This window comes from Pseudomonas sp. ES1 (assembly GCF_050586605.1).
GTDB classification, from domain to species: Bacteria; Pseudomonadota; Gammaproteobacteria; order Pseudomonadales; family Pseudomonadaceae; genus Aquipseudomonas; species Aquipseudomonas sichuanensis.
Genome location: NZ_JBOBDM010000006.1, coordinates 61,848 through 77,101, shown reverse-complemented (window position 1 = coordinate 77,101; position 15,254 = coordinate 61,848). Strand labels below are relative to the sequence as shown.

General features: G+C 64.5%; 12 protein-coding genes. 2 read left to right on the top strand and 10 right to left on the bottom strand.

What is annotated here, in order from left to right:
* Window positions 1–267: 267 nt before the first annotated feature.
* From ACQ4N9_RS04350 to pilM, 7 genes are all read right to left on the bottom strand, one after another.
* The gene (locus tag ACQ4N9_RS04350; RefSeq protein ID WP_125465908.1) at window positions 268–1,872 is read right to left on the bottom strand and encodes an AAA family ATPase; all 1,605 of its coding nucleotides are present in this window, start codon (window positions 1,870–1,872) and stop codon (window positions 268–270) included.
* A 15-nt stretch (window positions 1,873–1,887) separates the two neighbouring features.
* A complete protein-coding gene (aroB, locus tag ACQ4N9_RS04345) occupies window positions 1,888–2,985 on the bottom strand; it encodes a 3-dehydroquinate synthase (RefSeq protein ID WP_390968197.1) in 1,098 nt (365 codons plus the stop codon).
* A 98-nt stretch (window positions 2,986–3,083) separates the two neighbouring features.
* Window positions 3,084–3,602, bottom strand: coding sequence for a shikimate kinase AroK (gene aroK / locus ACQ4N9_RS04340; RefSeq protein ID WP_110996384.1), 519 nt, complete (start codon window positions 3,600–3,602; stop codon window positions 3,084–3,086).
* Between the two features lie 4 nt (window positions 3,603–3,606).
* The gene (locus tag ACQ4N9_RS04335; protein ID WP_390968247.1) at window positions 3,607–4,848 is read right to left on the bottom strand and encodes a type IV pilus secretin PilQ; all 1,242 of its coding nucleotides are present in this window, start codon (window positions 4,846–4,848) and stop codon (window positions 3,607–3,609) included.
* Entirely contained in the window at window positions 4,805–5,815 is a 1,011-nt protein-coding gene (locus tag ACQ4N9_RS04330; RefSeq protein ID WP_390968195.1) for a pilus assembly protein PilP, read from the bottom strand. Before ACQ4N9_RS04330 ends, ACQ4N9_RS04335 begins: the two co-directional genes overlap by 44 nt.
* Window positions 5,812–6,351, bottom strand: a complete 540-nt coding sequence (locus tag ACQ4N9_RS04325) for a PilN domain-containing protein (RefSeq protein ID WP_390968194.1) — start codon at window positions 6,349–6,351, stop codon at window positions 5,812–5,814. Before ACQ4N9_RS04325 ends, ACQ4N9_RS04330 begins: the two co-directional genes overlap by 4 nt.
* On the bottom strand, window positions 6,348–7,238 hold the full coding sequence (pilM, locus tag ACQ4N9_RS04320) for a type IV pilus biogenesis protein PilM (protein ID WP_390968193.1): 891 nt from the start codon (window positions 7,236–7,238) through the stop codon (window positions 6,348–6,350). Before pilM ends, ACQ4N9_RS04325 begins: the two co-directional genes overlap by 4 nt.
* Window positions 7,239–7,406: 168 nt before the next feature.
* Here pilM and ACQ4N9_RS04315 point away from each other — a divergent pair, with 168 nt between their 5' ends.
* On the top strand, window positions 7,407–9,857 hold the full coding sequence (locus ACQ4N9_RS04315; RefSeq protein ID WP_390968245.1) for a penicillin-binding protein 1A: 2,451 nt from the start codon (window positions 7,407–7,409) through the stop codon (window positions 9,855–9,857).
* Window positions 9,858–10,243: 386 nt separating this feature from the next.
* Here ACQ4N9_RS04315 and ACQ4N9_RS04310 read toward each other — a convergent pair whose 3' ends face one another.
* The 3 genes from ACQ4N9_RS04310 to rpmE form a co-directional block, all read right to left on the bottom strand.
* On the bottom strand, window positions 10,244–11,512 hold the full coding sequence (locus ACQ4N9_RS04310; RefSeq protein WP_390968192.1) for a malic enzyme-like NAD(P)-binding protein: 1,269 nt from the start codon (window positions 11,510–11,512) through the stop codon (window positions 10,244–10,246).
* A 179-nt stretch (window positions 11,513–11,691) separates the two neighbouring features.
* On the bottom strand, window positions 11,692–12,513 hold the full coding sequence (locus tag ACQ4N9_RS04305; protein WP_390968191.1) for a thermonuclease family protein: 822 nt from the start codon (window positions 12,511–12,513) through the stop codon (window positions 11,692–11,694).
* Between the two features lies 1 nt (window position 12,514).
* Window positions 12,515–12,730 carry a 50S ribosomal protein L31 gene (rpmE, locus tag ACQ4N9_RS04300; RefSeq protein ID WP_031315083.1) on the bottom strand — a complete coding sequence of 72 codons (216 nt, stop codon included), beginning with the start codon at window positions 12,728–12,730 and terminating at the stop codon, window positions 12,515–12,517.
* A gap of 169 nt (window positions 12,731–12,899) precedes the next feature.
* Here rpmE and ACQ4N9_RS04295 point away from each other — a divergent pair, with 169 nt between their 5' ends.
* A complete protein-coding gene (locus tag ACQ4N9_RS04295; RefSeq protein WP_390968190.1) occupies window positions 12,900–15,119 on the top strand; it encodes a primosomal protein N' in 2,220 nt (739 codons plus the stop codon).
* The last annotated feature ends 135 nt before the right edge of the window (window positions 15,120–15,254 follow it).

The window sequence follows — 15,254 nt, the reverse complement described above, 5'->3', positions numbered from 1 at the left end:
AACCATTGTTGCACAGCGACAGCGATGCTCACAAATTTTCATGTCTCACCATTGAAAATTTATGTCGCAATTTTGAATGTTTTTGCGCCATGCGCCGTGATAGCGGCTTGGCTCGAGTCTGAAGCGTTTCAGCCATGACTGCAACACGGGGCTTGTGGCCGGCAGTCTGGGACAGAAAAGCCTGCCGCACTTGAAGTGCAGCAGGCTAGTCGAAAGCTAGAAGTCGCTCAGCAACTGGGCGGCGGGGGTGATGCCGCCCGGAAGGTGTCAGCGGGCCGTGGCCAGCTCTTGTTGGACGCTGCCGACGGTACGTGGCCAAGGTTTACCAGCCTGGACCTTGGCTGGCAAGTTCTTGATTGCCGCAGCGGCGGCGTCACGGCTGGCGAAGTTGCCGTAGGTGACCACATACAGGGGTTTGCCCTGCAGGTTTTTCTTGAAGTAGCGATAGTCGCCACCCTGCTCTTTGACGAACGACTGGGCCGACGCCTCGGAGCTGGTGCCGAAGATCTGCACCACATAGTTACCGGCTTTCTGGCCGGCATACCAGCTGCTGCCGCCGGCGCCACCGGCTGCCGGTTTCTCGACAGGCTTGGCTGCGGGCTTGGCGCTGGCGACCTGGGTTGGTGCCGGCACGGGCTTGGCCGGTGCAACCGGTTTTGGCGCCTGGGTTGCTACCGGCTTCTGCGCAGGTGCAACCGGCTGGACCGGTTGTGCAGGTGCCGGTGCTGGGCCAGCAGTAGCGCCTTGCGGTGGGGCAATGGTGGTGACAGTCGGCGGCACCGCTGCGGAAGGCGCGGCTGGCTGCAGCGCGGTGTTGCCGGCAGGCCCGGCTTCTTCGCCGTCACCCATGCCGGCGGCCTGGGCCAATGGCTCGCGCATGACTGGCTGCGACTGGCCGACCAGCGGCAGCGGCATTGGCTGCGAGGAACCGGCGAACTCGATGGCCGGCGCGCCATTGCCGCCTTGACCCAGCGGCAACTGAGCCTGGGCACTCGGCGCCTCGGTCGGGGCCTTGTCGCTCTTCTTCGGCATCAGGACCGCCGCACCAACGGCGACCACGACCACAGCGGACAGCGCAAGCACGTGTTTCTTAGGCATTTTGAACCCCATGGTTGGTCGCTTCACCGTGGTACGGCTGGCGATCATGGCTTCGATCAAGGTATCGCGGGCAACCTGGTTGATGGTCCCAGGCCACCCATCGGCATTTTCGTGGATGTCGGCGATCTGCTCGCGGGTGAACACGTCGATACCCCGCCCAGCACCGTCCAGGCGCTGCTCCAGGTATTCGCGGGTTTCTTCCTCGCTGTAGGGGGCCAGCTCGATGATGTGGAAACGCTCCTCATCGATACTGAGCTCATCCAGCCCGGCGATCAGCGACGGTTCGCCGAACAGGAATACATGCGGACGCCCTTCGGCAACACCCGCCGCCAACTCCAGCAAGGCTTGGAGTGCCGACTCGTCGAGTTGTTCCGCATCGTCCACCAGCAGATAGACTTCCTGGCCGGTCAGCGCCAGTTGCACCACCTGCGACAGGATCGCCTGCACTTCTGGCTGCGCCACGTTGAGCGACTGGGCCACCTGGCCGAGCACGCTGGCGGCGTCGGAGGCACCGCGGGCGGACACCACCACGCTTTGCACCGACTGTTTGTTGGTGCTGGCCACCAGCGCCTGACGCAGCAGGGTCTTGCCGCTGCCCACGGGGCCCGTGACCACCAGCATCAACTGGCTGTAACGCGCCAGGTGGTGCAGCTGGCCCAGCACCGGTTTGCGCTGGGCGGGGAAGAACTTGAAACCGGGCACACGGGGTGCGAACGGATCGTGGCTCAACTGGTAATGATCGAGGAACGCCTCATCGGCATGCAGACTGGTCATTGCGTTGTCACAACCTCAAAGCTGGGCCACGATCGCGCGGTAATCCGCCGCCAGCGTGGCCTGAAGAATCTCTGTCGGATAGTCGTCGGTGACGACGGCCTCGCCCATCTGGCGCAGCAGCACCAGGCGCAGGCGCCCGTCGAGCACTTTCTTGTCGACCGCCATGTGCTCCATGAAATGCGCCGGGGTCATTTCCTGTGGTGGCACCACCGGCAATCCTGCGTCCTGCAACAGGCGAATACCGCGATCTCGAGCAGGCTGGTCGATCCAGCCAAGGCGCATGGACATCTCCAGGGCCATCACCGTACCCGCCGCCACGGCCTCGCCATGCAGCCAGACGCCGTAGCCCATGTGGGTTTCGATGGCGTGTCCGAAGGTGTGGCCAAGGTTGAGCGTGGCGCGCACGCCTGATTCGCGCTCGTCGGCACCGACCACGGCGGCCTTGGCGGCGCAGGAACGGCCGATGGCTTCGGTCAGGGCCTTGGGGTCCAGGGCGCGCAGGGCCTTGATGTTCTGTTCGAGCCAACCCAGGAAAGGTTCATCGCAGATCAGGCCGTACTTGATGACTTCGGCGAGCCCGGCGGACAGTTCGCGCGCAGGCAAGGTCTTGAGGCTGGTGGTGTCGATCAGCACCGCGTTGGGCTGATAGAACGCACCCACCATGTTCTTGCCCAGCGGGTGGTTGATGCCGGTCTTGCCGCCGACCGAAGAATCCACCTGCGACAGCAGGGTGGTAGGCACCTGGATGAAGTCGACGCCACGCTGGTAGCAGGCTGCGGCGAAGCCGGCCATGTCGCCGATCACGCCGCCACCGAGGGCGACCACGGTGGTGCGACGGTCATGACGGGCAGTCAGCAGCGCATCGAAGATCAGTTGCAGGGTTTCCCAGTTCTTGTGGGCCTCGCCATCGGGCAACACCACTGGCAGGACCTTGTAGGCACCCAGGGTCTTGCTCAGGCGTTCGAGGTACAGGGGCGCGACGGTCTCGTTGGAAACGATGGCCACCTGGCGCCCGGCAATGTGCGGCGCCAGCAGCTCGGGCTGGTCCAGCAGGCCCTCGCCAATGTAGATCGGGTAGCTACGTTCGCCCAGGTCGACCTTAAGTGTCTGCATGTATCCCCACAATGTGCTTGGGCGCGGTGACGGCTGTGCGGCTCCGCGCGATGACGTTCAACCCCGCCTCGGCGTTGGTGGCCGAGGATAGTCCTGACTTATCGGGGCGGCAACTGATGCAAACGCTCGAGAATATCGAGCACCACCATGCGCGGTGGCCGCTCGTCGGTTTCCACCACGATGTCGGCGATCTCGCGATAGAGCGGGTCGCGTGCCTCCAGCAGGGCGCGCAGCGTGGCTTCCGGGTTGGCGGTGCGCAATAGCGGCCGGTTGCGGTCACGGGCGGTACGCCCGACCTGCTGCTCCACCGAGGCATGCAGGTAGATCACCCGGCCTCCGGCATGCAGCGCGGCGCGGTTGGCATCGCGCATCACCGCGCCACCACCGGTGGCCAGGACCACGCCATCGAGCTCGCAGAGCTCGGCGATCATCGCCTGCTCACGATCACGAAAGCCCGGCTCGCCTTCTTTGTCGAAGATCCACGGGATATTGGCGCCGGTTCGCAGTTCGATTTCCTTGTCGGAATCTTTGAACAGCAGGCGCAGCTCTTTGGCCAACAGGCGCCCGATGGTGCTCTTTCCAGCGCCCATGGGCCCTACAAGTATCAAATTTCGCACAGAATCAACGACTCACAGCAATCGCCTGGTCACTCATGATACGCGGAGTCAGGAAGACCAGCAGCTCGGATTTTTTCTCTTGTAATGCATCGCGTCGAAACAGCCGCCCAACATACGGCAGATCGCCGAAAAATGGCACCTTGTCGACCACATTGTTCTGCGACGTCGAGTAGACGCCGCCAATCACAATGGTCTGGCCATCGGCCACCCGCACCTTGGCATTGACCTCGTTCTTGCGGATCGGCGGCACATTGTTCAGGGCATTGACGAAATCCGGCTCATCCTTGGTCACCCGTACCTCCATCACCACCTGGCCATCCGGGGTGATCTGCGGCGTTACTTCCAGCGACAGCGAGGCCTCGCGGAACGAGATGGAGGTGGCACCACTCTTGGTCGTCTCCTGGTAGGGCACCTCGGTACCCTTGATGATGCGCGCGGTCTCTTTGTCGGCGGTGACCACCTTGGGCTGCGAGATGATCTCGCCGTTGCCGCTCTTTTCCATGGCACTGAGCTCCAGGTCCAGCAGGATGTCACTGCGCAGCAGGCCCACACCCAGCCCGGACGTACCCCGATCCACCCCCAGGTCGACGAACAGCTCGCTGCCCAACCGGCTGCTCTGCCCGTACAAGGGGCCTCCCCAGCGCACACCCAGTGCCTTTTCGTAATCGACGCCGGCCTCGACGATGCGTGCCTCGATCATCACCTGGCGCACGGGCACATCGAGCTGCGCCACCAGCTTGCGCAGCTCGGCGAGCCGCTCTGGCGGCTGGGCCAGCACCAGGGTATTGGTCCGTGCATCCACGCTGAGGCTGCCGCGCCCGGCCAGGATGCCGTCATCGGCAAGGCTGGCCAGTAGCAACTCGGCCAGCTCCGCAGCCCGGGCGTGATGGACCGGAATCAGCTCGCGCTGCAAGGGTTCCAGTTGCGCCTCCAACGCCTGTTCCAAATGGGCGTCGCGCGACTGCTCGGCAAGCTCGGCAACCGGCGCGACCAGCAGCACATTACCCTCCTGGCGCCGCCCCAGCCCTTTGCTGCGCAGCACCAGGTCCAGCGCCTGCTGCCACGGCACATCGTCAAGGCGCAGGCTGATGCGGCCCTGAACCGTATCACTGGCCACCAGGTTGATCCCCACGTAGTCGGCCATGACCTGCAGCACTGCGCGCACTTCCACGTCCTGGAAGTTCAGCGAAATAGGCTCGTTCTCAAACGCCGGCGCCAGCGTCGGCTTCAAGCCCAGCAGGAGCATCAGAATCCCGCTCGACCACCCTTTCATCTTCATCCCTGACCTCTCCATGGGCACCCTTCCCGAGTGCCAGAAACCGGGAGCGCTCCTGCCAGCCACCGGCAATGTACAGCCGTTCGTGCACCTCGACCTGATGGGCATCGATCCGCACCACGACCCCTTCATCACGCCCCAGCCGATCCCCCACTGCGACCCGGTACAGATGACCTGCCGAACGCAACAGCGCATGGCGCTGCCCCGCCCGCGAAAGGCTGCCGACCATCTCGAGTTGCTCCAGCGGCACGCGGCCAATCCCTCGGGGCGCAACCTGGGATGTCCAAGCCAGGAACGGATCGAAGTGGCGAGTGGGTACCGCCTGCCGGGCGGGCTCATCTGCCAGTGAAATCGGCACCGCCAGGCTCTGCGCGGCGGCGTACGCATGCACTTGCAGCTTCGCCCTGACCAACCCGGAACGCTCATCCACCGCGAGCAGCTCCAACCGAGCCACATTCAACAGGCGCACCTGCTGCAGCCACTGCTCCAGCCACGCTCGCAACGCCGGGTAACGGCCCACCACGCTGATGTCCAGAGGCATTACGCGATACCCGGCTTGCTGACGCTCTTCCAGCACATCGAGGCGCTCGACCAGCAAGCCGTGCTGGTGCCCCGAAACCGCCAACTGGTCGAGCAACTCGCTCACCCCCTCTCCTGCCGCCAACCGCCAGCGCTCCCGGAACAAGCGCTGCTCGTCGTCGTGGAGCACCTGGCGCTGCGGATCAAGCTCGCCAGCCTGCCCCTCCTTCGCCACAAGCGTCGCCTGGAGCTCCTGCCCAAGCAGGGTGTACGCCTGATGATGTTCATACAGCTCGCGCAGGCGCACCTGGTAGCCCACGGCCACCACTGTCGCCGCCAGTGCAAATACCAGCACAGCCCTGAGCGCTGCCGAGCGCTGCAGCATCGCCTGCCAGTCAGCGAGAGAAGCGCGCCTCATGAGCCGTGCACCGCCAGGCGCGCCGTCAAGACAAACTCATCGCCCGTTTCGAGATTACGCAGATGAACCAGTTGCAGGTCCTGTAGCCCCTGCGCTGCCTGCAGATCACGCATGAACCGGGCGACGACTGCAGGCGAGGCCGCCTGGCCGGTCAGCCGCAACTGCCCGTCCAGCGCCTTGAGCTCAGTTAGCCTGGCGCCCTCTGGCAGGGCACGCTCCAAATCGAGAAAAAAGCCGGGCAGAGACGCCTGGCGAGCCCGCAACCCAAGCAACTGCGCCTGCTCTGCCAACAGGGCAACGCGCGCCTCACGCAACTGCTCGACCTGCGCCACGATGGCATCGATACGCTGCACTTCGTCTTGTTGCGCGGTGACGGCGTCGATCTGCCGTGCCAGGCGCGACCGCGCCAGGTGATCGAGCAGCATCACACCCAGTAAAGCCAGTACCAGGCCGGCGATCACCAGCACCCGAAAGCAATACGCGTCCCGTGCCCTGCGCCGCTCACGCCACGGCATCAGATTTAGCCGCAACTTCATTGCAGCCCACCGAGCGCCAGGCCGCACACCAAGGCCATCGAGGCATCGAGCGCCTTGGCCTCACAGCCCTTGGCCAGGCCCGTAAAGTCCGAATCGCCTGCCATTCTGCATGCCACTTTCAGGCGCTCTCCCAATGCGCAAGCCCGATCTCCGTCAGCGGCCCCGCCCACCAACACCACCTCACCGATACCGGCTTGCGTGCAAAGGCGCTCGACAGGTTCGAGCCACCGTTCTGGCGACGCCAGCGCGATCTGCTGGCGGTGTGGGAGCAGATTGTCCTGCCACCGATGCAACACGGCCTCGTTCCTCTCCAATTGCAAAAGCACAGTCACGCCTAGCGACACCGATGGCATGGCCCGGCGCAGGGCGATGCTGTCGACTTCCATGGCCTGCACCTGCAGGCCTGCCTGGGCGAGCAATTGCTCAAGGGGGTCGATCTGGCTTTGCCTGCAAGCGGCGACCAGCACATCGTTGTGCCCTGGGTGCTCGGCGGACGGCCCCAACACTTGAAAGTCCAGGGCCAGGTCATCCAACGGAAAGGGGAAGAGTTGGTCGGCCTGGTCAAGCAACTGCACCTCGGCGTCGACGTCGGACACAACGACAGGCAAGCGCATGACCTTGCAGATCACCTGCGACGCCGGCAACGCCAGGGCAACCTGGCGCTGGCGTGTGGCGCAGCGACCATGGGCCTGGCGCAAAGCACTCACCAATCGCTCCTCCTCCTCGAGCAAGTGGGGGCCGTGCAAAGGCGGATCGATCCGTTCCCGGGCCCAGCCCACGACCCGACAACGCCCCCGCTGACCGCGTACTTGCAGCATTCGTATGGAGTCGACGGCGATTTCCACCCCCAGCAGTGAACCTGCGTCCTTGCCAAAGCGTCCAAGCATGGCTGTTCCTTCCCTGTCAGCAAAGCCCGCGCCATTGCAGCGCAGGCGGTCATCGCAGTACCCCGGCCGGTCACCCGAAGGGGCGAAAAATGCTTATAATGCCCAGCGTTTTTCCTGTCCGCCGGCCCCGCGCCCTCCACTCCTCAACCTGGACACCCAAAAGCCTTGATACGCCTGCTGAAGTTCTTCTGGTGGTCTTTCGTCGCAGTCATCTGCGCGCTCGTGCTCGGTGTGAGCGGTGCGTTTCTGTATCTTAGCCCCAGCCTGCCGTCGGTCGATTCGCTGCGAAGCGTCCAGTTGCAAATCCCCCTGAGGGTGTACAGCAGCGATGAAAAGCTGATTGCCGAATTCGGCGAGATGCGCCGCTCGCCAATCAAGTTCCAGGAAATTCCCCCACAGTTCATTCAGGCATTGCTGTCGGCCGAGGACGATAATTTCCTCAACCACTACGGCGTCGACCCCAGCAGCCTGATGCGCGCGGCCACGCAGCTGGTCAAATCCGGGCACATCCAGAGTGGTGGCAGCACCATCACCATGCAGGTGGCGAAGAACTTCTTCCTCAGCAGCGAACGCAGCTTCTCGCGCAAGACCAACGAAATCCTGCTGGCCCTGCAGATCGAACGCGAGCTGACCAAGGACGAAATTCTCGAGCTGTACGTCAACAAGATCTACCTGGGTAACCGCGCCTACGGCATCGATGCCGCCGCGCAGGTGTACTACGGCAAGTCGATCCGCGACGTCAGCCTGGCGCAGATGGCCATGATCGCCGGCCTGCCCAAGGCACCGTCACGCTTCAACCCGCTGGCCAACCCGGTGCGCGCCAAGGAACGCCGCGACTGGATCCTCGGGCGTATGTACAAGCTTGGCAAGATCGACGACGCCAGCTACCAGGCCGCCCTGGCCGAGCCCCTCAACGCCAGCTACCACGTGCCGACACCGGAGGTGAATGCCCCGTACGTCGCCGAAATGGCCCGCGCCGAAATGGTCGGCCGCTACGGCAGCGATGCCTACACGGAAGGCTTCCGCGTCTACACCACCGTCCCTAGCGACATGCAGCAGATGGCCAACAGCGCTGTGCTCAACGGCCTCTCCGAGTACGACGAACGCCACGGCTATCGCGGCCCCGAAGCGCGCTTCCCGGGCAAGACCCGCGCCGCCTGGCTGCAGGAACTCGGCAAACAGCGCACGCTTGGTGGCCTGGAGCCGGCCATCGTCACCCAGGTCGAGAAGAGCGGCCTGAAGGTGATGACCCGCAGCGGCCTGGAAGAGGACGTTGCCTGGGACACCATGAAGTGGGCGCGCCCGTACCTCAACAACAACGCCCAGGGCCGCACGCCGCAATCGCCGGCGGATGTTGCGCAGGTAGGCGACCTGGTGCGCCTGCAGCGCCTGGAGCACGGCAAGCTCAAGTTCAGCCAGGTGCCTGGCGCCCAGAGCGCACTGGTAACCCTCGACCCGTATAACGGCGCGATCCGCGCCCTGGTCGGCGGTTTCTCCTTCGAGCAGAGCAACTACAACCGCGCCATGCAGGCCAAGCGCCAGCCGGGCTCGAGCTTCAAGCCGTTCGTCTACAGCGCCGCGCTGGACAGTGGCTACACCGCCGCCAGCCTGGTCAACGACGCGCCTATCGTGTTCGTCGACGAATACCTGGACAAGGTCTGGCGGCCGAAGAACGACACCAACACCTTCCTCGGCCCGATCCGCATGCGCGAGGCGCTGTACAAGTCGCGCAACCTGGTGTCGATCCGCCTGCTGCAGGCCATGGGCGTGGACCGCACCATCGACTACATCGCCAAGTTCGGCTTCAACAAGCAGGACCTGCCGCGCAACCTGTCGCTGGCGCTGGGCACCGCCACCCTGACCCCGATGGAGATCGCCACCGGCTGGAGTACCTTCGCCAACGGCGGCTACAAGATCAGCCCGTACCTGATCGAGCGCATCGACAGCCGCAGCGGCGAAACGCTGTTCACCGCCAACCCGCCGCGCGTGCCGCAAGGCAACGAAGACCAGGCTGGCCTCGCCGCACCCGAACAGCCGATCAGCGTGACCGCCATGCCGGGCGAGGCCCCTTCCGCCTTTGGCCAGGTAGCGCCAGCACCGCAAGCCCCGGCAGTCGCCGAGCGCATCATCGATGGCCGCACCACCTACATCCTCACCAGCATGCTGCAGGACGTGATCAAGCGGGGTACCGGCCGCCGCGCCCTGGCCCTGGGCCGCAATGATCTGGCGGGCAAGACCGGCACCACCAACGAATCCAAGGACGCGTGGTTCTCGGGTTACAACGGCGACTACGTCACCACCGTGTGGGTAGGCTTCGACCAACCGGAAACTCTCGGCCGCCGCGAGTACGGCGGCACCGTGGCCTTGCCGATCTGGATGGGCTTCATGGGCCCAGCGCTCAAGGGCAAACCCGAACACACCCCGGCCGAGCCGGAAGGCATTCTCAGCCTGCGGGTCGACCCGATCAGCGGCCGCGCCGCCACCCCGAGCACGCCAAATGCCTACTTCGAGCTGTTCAAGGCCGAGGACTCGCCGCCATCGGTGGATGAGTTGGGCAACGGTGCAGCGCCTGGCAGCCCGCTGCCAGCGGATGAAGCGGCGCCGATGGATCTGTTCTAACAGACAGCGCCAGTGTAGGAGCGGCCTTGCCGGGGCGCCGGACTGGCCGGAAAGGGCCGCCAAGCGGCCCCAGCAGTACCTACTGATGCACAACACAGGCCCTGGGGTGATGCCAGTCAGTTAAGCCAATTGGGGTCGCTCCGCGACCCTTCGCGGGTAAACCCGCTCCCACATGATTGCGCAAAATCTCAAGCTAGCGCTGTACCTGTGGGAGCGGGTTTACCCGCGAAGGGCTGCAAGGCAGCCCCATTAGTGGCGATGAAGCACTAACTGACTGGCATTAGGCCCAGGGCCGCTCCTACACGGGGCCGTGCCAGCCGGACAACGTCAAACAAAAAAGCCCCGACTCTCACGAGCCGGGGCTTTTTCATGACGCTACGGCTGAATCAGCCGTTGAACACGTCATCCACGCTCTTCAGCGGGTAGTGCTTCGGATACGGCAGGGTTGCCACGCCGGACTCGATGGCGGCCTTGGCCACGGCATCAGAAACGACAGTGATCAGGCGTGCATCCAGTGGTTTCGGGATGATGTACTCACGACCGAACTCCAGTGCCTGTACGCCGTAGGCGTCGCAGACTTCCTTGGGCACCGGCAGCTTGGCCAGGTCCTTCAGGGCGATGGCGGCAGCGATCTTCATTTCTTCGTTGATGCGCTTGGCGCGAACGTCCAGGGCACCGCGGAAGATGAACGGGAAGCCCAGTACGTTGTTGACCTGGTTCGGGTAGTCGGAACGACCGGTGGCCATGATCACGTCGCTGCGGGTGGCGTGAGCCAGCTCCGGGGAGATCTCTGGATCGGGGTTCGAGCAAGCGAACACGATCGGGTTGGCAGCCATCGACTTCAGGCCTTCTGCGCTCAGCAGGTTCGGGCCGGACAGGCCAACGAACACGTCGGCACCGTCCAGCGCGTCAGCCAGGGTGCGCTTGTCGGTGGCGTGGGCGAACTGCGCCTTGTACTGGTTCAGGTCGTCACGGCCGGCGTGGATCACACCGCTGCGGTCGATCATGAAGATGTTCTCGACCTTGGCGCCCATGCTCACCAGCAGTTTCATGCAGGAGATGGCGGCAGCGCCGGCGCCCAGGCAGACGATCTTGGCTTCTTCGAGCTTTTTACCGGCGATTTCCAGGGCGTTGATCATGCCGGCCGCGGTAACGATCGCGGTGCCGTGCTGGTCATCGTGGAACACCGGGATGTCGCACTGTTCGATCAGGGTGCGCTCGATCTCGAAGCACTCAGGTGCCTTGATGTCCTCGAGGTTGATGCCACCGAAGGTGATGGAGATGCGGCGTACGGTGTCGATGAAGGCCTGCGGGCTTTCCGATTCGACTTCGATGTCGAACACGTCGATACCGGCGAAACGCTTGAACAGAACACCCTTGCCTTCCATGACCGGCTTCGAGGCCAGCGGGCCCAGGTCACCCAGACCGAGGATCGCGGTACCGTCGGAAATCACCGCAACCAGGTTGCCCTTGCCGGTGTATTTGTAGGCCAGCTCTGGATCACGACCAATCTCGCGCACCGGTTCGGCGACGCCTGGGCTGTAGGCCAGGGCGAGGTCACGGGCAGTGGCGGTAGGCTTGGAGAGCTCGACGCTCAGTTTCCCCGGACGGGGCTGGGCGTGGTATTCGAGAGCGGCGGTTTTCAGGTCTGACATGATGGGCATTCCGCTATTTACTGTTCTGACGGACCGCCGAGGATACGCAAAGTGCCGGGGGGCGACAAGACTGCCCGGTCACTAGTGTCAAGGCCTTTGGCCTACGACTTTACGCTATAACCCACGGGGCTTGCGAAAGCCTAGTGTGTACAATCCAATAGCAAAATGTCTACAACTATTTAGCCAGAAGCAGGCTGCAACATACTCGGATCGGTCAATGGCACCACCCAGCGTCGCTGCCCGGGCTTGAGCGCTCCCTTGCGGGAACGGTCCAGCACCCAACCCCGCACCTCGACCTGGCGTCCCTTGAGGTTAGCGAAGAAGCTGGCGGGGAAGTTGCGCTGCAGACGAGCGGGAATCCGCACTACCAGGTTATTGTCCAACTCCAGCCAGACACCGCCGCGATTGCGCTCGATGCCATTGATTTTGCCGCTGATCAGTGCAAAACCGGATTGCCGTACCTCCCGTGCACGCAGCACCGGCGATTGCCGCCAGAGCCCTAGTCGCGCCTTGCGCGCGACCTGTTCAGCTTGCTGCTGACACCCGGCAAGGCGTGTGTTGGGCGCAAATGCGATGCGGTAGGCCAAGCCTTCGCTGAGCAGTTGTGCTTCCAGATTGTGGCCAGTACGGCTGTAGATATGCGCCAGGGTGCGCCCGTACTTGTCTTTGCTTTCAGCCCCAGGCACCAGCCCGACCCGGCCATCGCTGGCCTTGATCAACGCCTGCAGGCGGCGCTTGGCCGCTTCGGCATAGGGCTCGCTGGGCCGCCCTTTACCTGCGACTTCCGGGGCATTGATGCCAATCAGGCGAACACTGCGGCCATCAACCAGGCGAACGGTATCGCCATCGACCACGTAGCGCACCGCAACCTGCTGCGGCCGGTCAGGCAACGGACAGAAGGCCAGGGCCGGGAAATGCCACATCGCGCCCACAAAAAAGGCGCCCACAAGGGACGCCTTCTTCTGCAACAGTGCGAACCCCGAAGGCTTCGCCATGCGCATCTTACTTCTTGGCACCGAACATGCCGAAGCGGTCGGCGAACTTCTGTACGCGGCCACCGGTGTCCAGGACTTTCTGCTTACCGGTGTAGAACGGGTGGCACAGGTTGCAAACGTCGATCGCCAGGACGCTGCCCATGGTCGAACGGGTTTCAAACTTGTTGCCGCAGCTGCAGGTGACTGCAACTACTTCGTAGTTCGGATGAATATCTGCTTTCATGGTCACTTCCTCGAGCTGCGTGCCGCCACCCAACACCTATTGTTGAATACCGCACGTAATTAGGCGGCGAATAATACCAGAGCACGGGGCCAGCGCAAGTTGTCGCTTGCACCGACCGTCGTCTGCTAGGCTCGCCTGATTTGTGAAACGCCCTCCAGAGACCTTCCGCGTGTCCGACGTCATCCTGCGCCTTGCCCTGCCCTCGCCCCTGCGTCGCCTGTTCGACTACCGGGCCACCGCAAGCATGGCGCGCCAGGCGCTGACCCCCGGCATGCGTATTCGCGTGCCGTTCGGCCGCCGGGAAATGATCGGCGTGCTGGTGGAGGTGGCCGACAAAAGTGAAGTGCCGGCGGACAAGCTCAAACCCGCCAGTGCCTTGCTCGACCCGGTCTCGCCACTGCCACCGGCGCTGTTCAAGCTGTGCCTGTGGACAGCGCAGTACTACCAGCACAGCCTGGGCGACACCCTGAACTGGGCGCTGCCCACCCTGTTGCGCCAGGGCGAGCCGGCCGAAGTGCGGCAGGAGCGCTTCTGGCATGTCGCCGCCGGGGCGCGCCTGGAAGACCCACGCATTGCCCGCGCGCCGCGCCAGCGCGAGGCCCTGAAGACGCTTTCGCAGCACCCACACGGCGTGGCCCACAGCCTGCTGAGCAAGCTCGGCCTGAACAAGGACAGCCTCGACCTGCTGCTGGCCAAGGACCTGGTCGAGGTTGAGACTCGCCGCCACCTGCCTGCCGCCCGTCACGAGCACTGGCTGGCCCAGCCGGAGCTGCCGCTCAACGAAGAACAGCGCGCCGCCTTCGAGGCCGTGCGCTCAGGCTTCGGCGCCTTCCACGCGTTCCTGCTGGCGGGCGTCACCGGCAGCGGCAAGACCGAGGTCTACCTGCAACTGATCCGCGAAACCCTGGAGGCCGGCAAACAGGCGTTGATCCTGATCCCCGAGATCAACCTCGGCCCACAGACCTTGCAGCGCTTCGAGCAACGCTTCAACGCACGCATCGCCCTGCTGCACTCGGCCGTGGGCGACCGCGAGCGCCTGGACGCCTGGCTGGCGGCGCGCGATGGCGAGGCGGACATCATCATCGGCACCCGTTCGGCGCTGTTCACGCCGATGAAGAACCCAGGGCTGATCATCATCGACGAGGAGCACGACGGCTCCTATAAACAGCAGGAAGGCCTGCGCTACCACGCCCGCGACCTGGCGGTGGTGCGCGCGCACCAGGAGAACATCCCGATCCTGCTGGGCTCGGCCACCCCGTCGCTGGAGAGCCTGCACAACGCCCACAGCGGCCGCTACGGCCTGCTGCGCATGAACCAGCGCGCCGGCGGTGCCCGCGCACCGCGCTTCCTGCGCCTGGACGTGCGCAGCCTGCCACTGGACAGCGGCATCAGCGGCCCACTGCAGCAAGCGATTCGCCAGACCCTGGAAGCCGGCCAACAGGTGCTGGTGTTCCTAAACCGCCGCGGCTTCGCCCCAACCCTGCTGTGCCACGACTGCGGCTGGCTTTCGGAATGCCCGCGCTGCGACGCGCGCATGACCGTGCACCAGCGCTCGGCCGTGCTGCGCTGCCACCACTGCGGTTACGACGAGCGCCTGCCGCTGCAGTGCCCGCAATGCGCCCACGTCGACCTGCGCCCGGTAGGCGCCGGCACCGAACGTGCCGAAGAACGCCTGAAGGTGCTGTTCCCCGACTACCCGATCCTGCGCGTGGACCGCGACAGCACCTCGCGCAAGGACGCCATGCATAACCTGTTCACCACCATCCAGCGCGGCCAGCCGAGCATCCTGGTCGGCACCCAGATGCTGGCCAAGGGGCACCACTTCCCGCGGGTGACCCTGGTGGCGATCCTCGATGCCGACGGCGGGCTGTTCTCCGGCGACTTCCGCGCCAGCGAGCGCATGGCCCAGCTGATCGTGCAAGTGGCGGGCCGCGCCGGACGCGCCGAAGAGCCGGGCAAGGTCATCGTGCAGACCCACCTGGCCGACCATCCGTTGCTGGTGCAACTGACCGAACAGGGCTACTTCGCCTTTGCCGAACAGGCCCTGAGCGAACGCCGCGCCGCCGGCCTGCCGCCGTTTGCCCACCTGGCCCTGCTACGCGCCGATGCGCACAAGCCCGGCCAGGCCGAAGGCTTCCTCGACGAAGCCTGCGCCGCCGCCGAGCGCGTGCTGGCCGAACAGGGCCTGCATGGCATCGAGCTGCTGGGCCCGGTGCCGGCGCCCATGGAGCGACGGGCGGGACGATTCCGTGCGCAACTATTGCTCCAGGCCAATGCCCGGGCTCAGTTGCATCGACTGATCAGTGCCTGGTTGCTAGTGTTGGAGCAGATGCCGTCCGGGCGGCAAGTGCGCTGGTCGCTGGATGTCGACCCGGTCGATCTCTACTGATTCGACCGCCCTAATCGCTGGCAAGCCAGCTCCCACAGGGTTTGCGCTGTGCCTGTGGGAGCTGGCTTGCCAGCGATTGGGCAGTGCTCCAAAGCACCTGGCAACCGCCCAAAGGTTGGCAACCCGCCCCCGGCA

Coding starts and splice junctions, on each gene's coding strand:
- ACQ4N9_RS04350 (WP_125465908.1), bottom strand. CDS start 1,872: ATGACCAGTCTGCATGCCGATGAGGCGTTCCTCGATCATTACCAGTTG.
- aroB (WP_390968197.1), bottom strand. CDS start 2,985: ATGCAGACACTTAAGGTCGACCTGGGCGAACGTAGCTACCCGATCTAC.
- ACQ4N9_RS04335 (WP_390968247.1), bottom strand. CDS start 4,848: ATGCTCCTGCTGGGCTTGAAGCCGACGCTGGCGCCGGCGTTTGAGAAC.
- ACQ4N9_RS04330 (WP_390968195.1), bottom strand. CDS start 5,815: ATGAGGCGCGCTTCTCTCGCTGACTGGCAGGCGATGCTGCAGCGCTCG.
- ACQ4N9_RS04325 (WP_390968194.1), bottom strand. CDS start 6,351: ATGAAGTTGCGGCTAAATCTGATGCCGTGGCGTGAGCGGCGCAGGGCA.
- pilM (WP_390968193.1), bottom strand. CDS start 7,238: ATGCTTGGACGCTTTGGCAAGGACGCAGGTTCACTGCTGGGGGTGGAA.
- ACQ4N9_RS04310 (WP_390968192.1), bottom strand. CDS start 11,512: ATGTCAGACCTGAAAACCGCCGCTCTCGAATACCACGCCCAGCCCCGT.
- ACQ4N9_RS04305 (WP_390968191.1), bottom strand. CDS start 12,513: ATGCGCATGGCGAAGCCTTCGGGGTTCGCACTGTTGCAGAAGAAGGCG.
- rpmE (WP_031315083.1), bottom strand. CDS start 12,730: ATGAAAGCAGATATTCATCCGAACTACGAAGTAGTTGCAGTCACCTGC.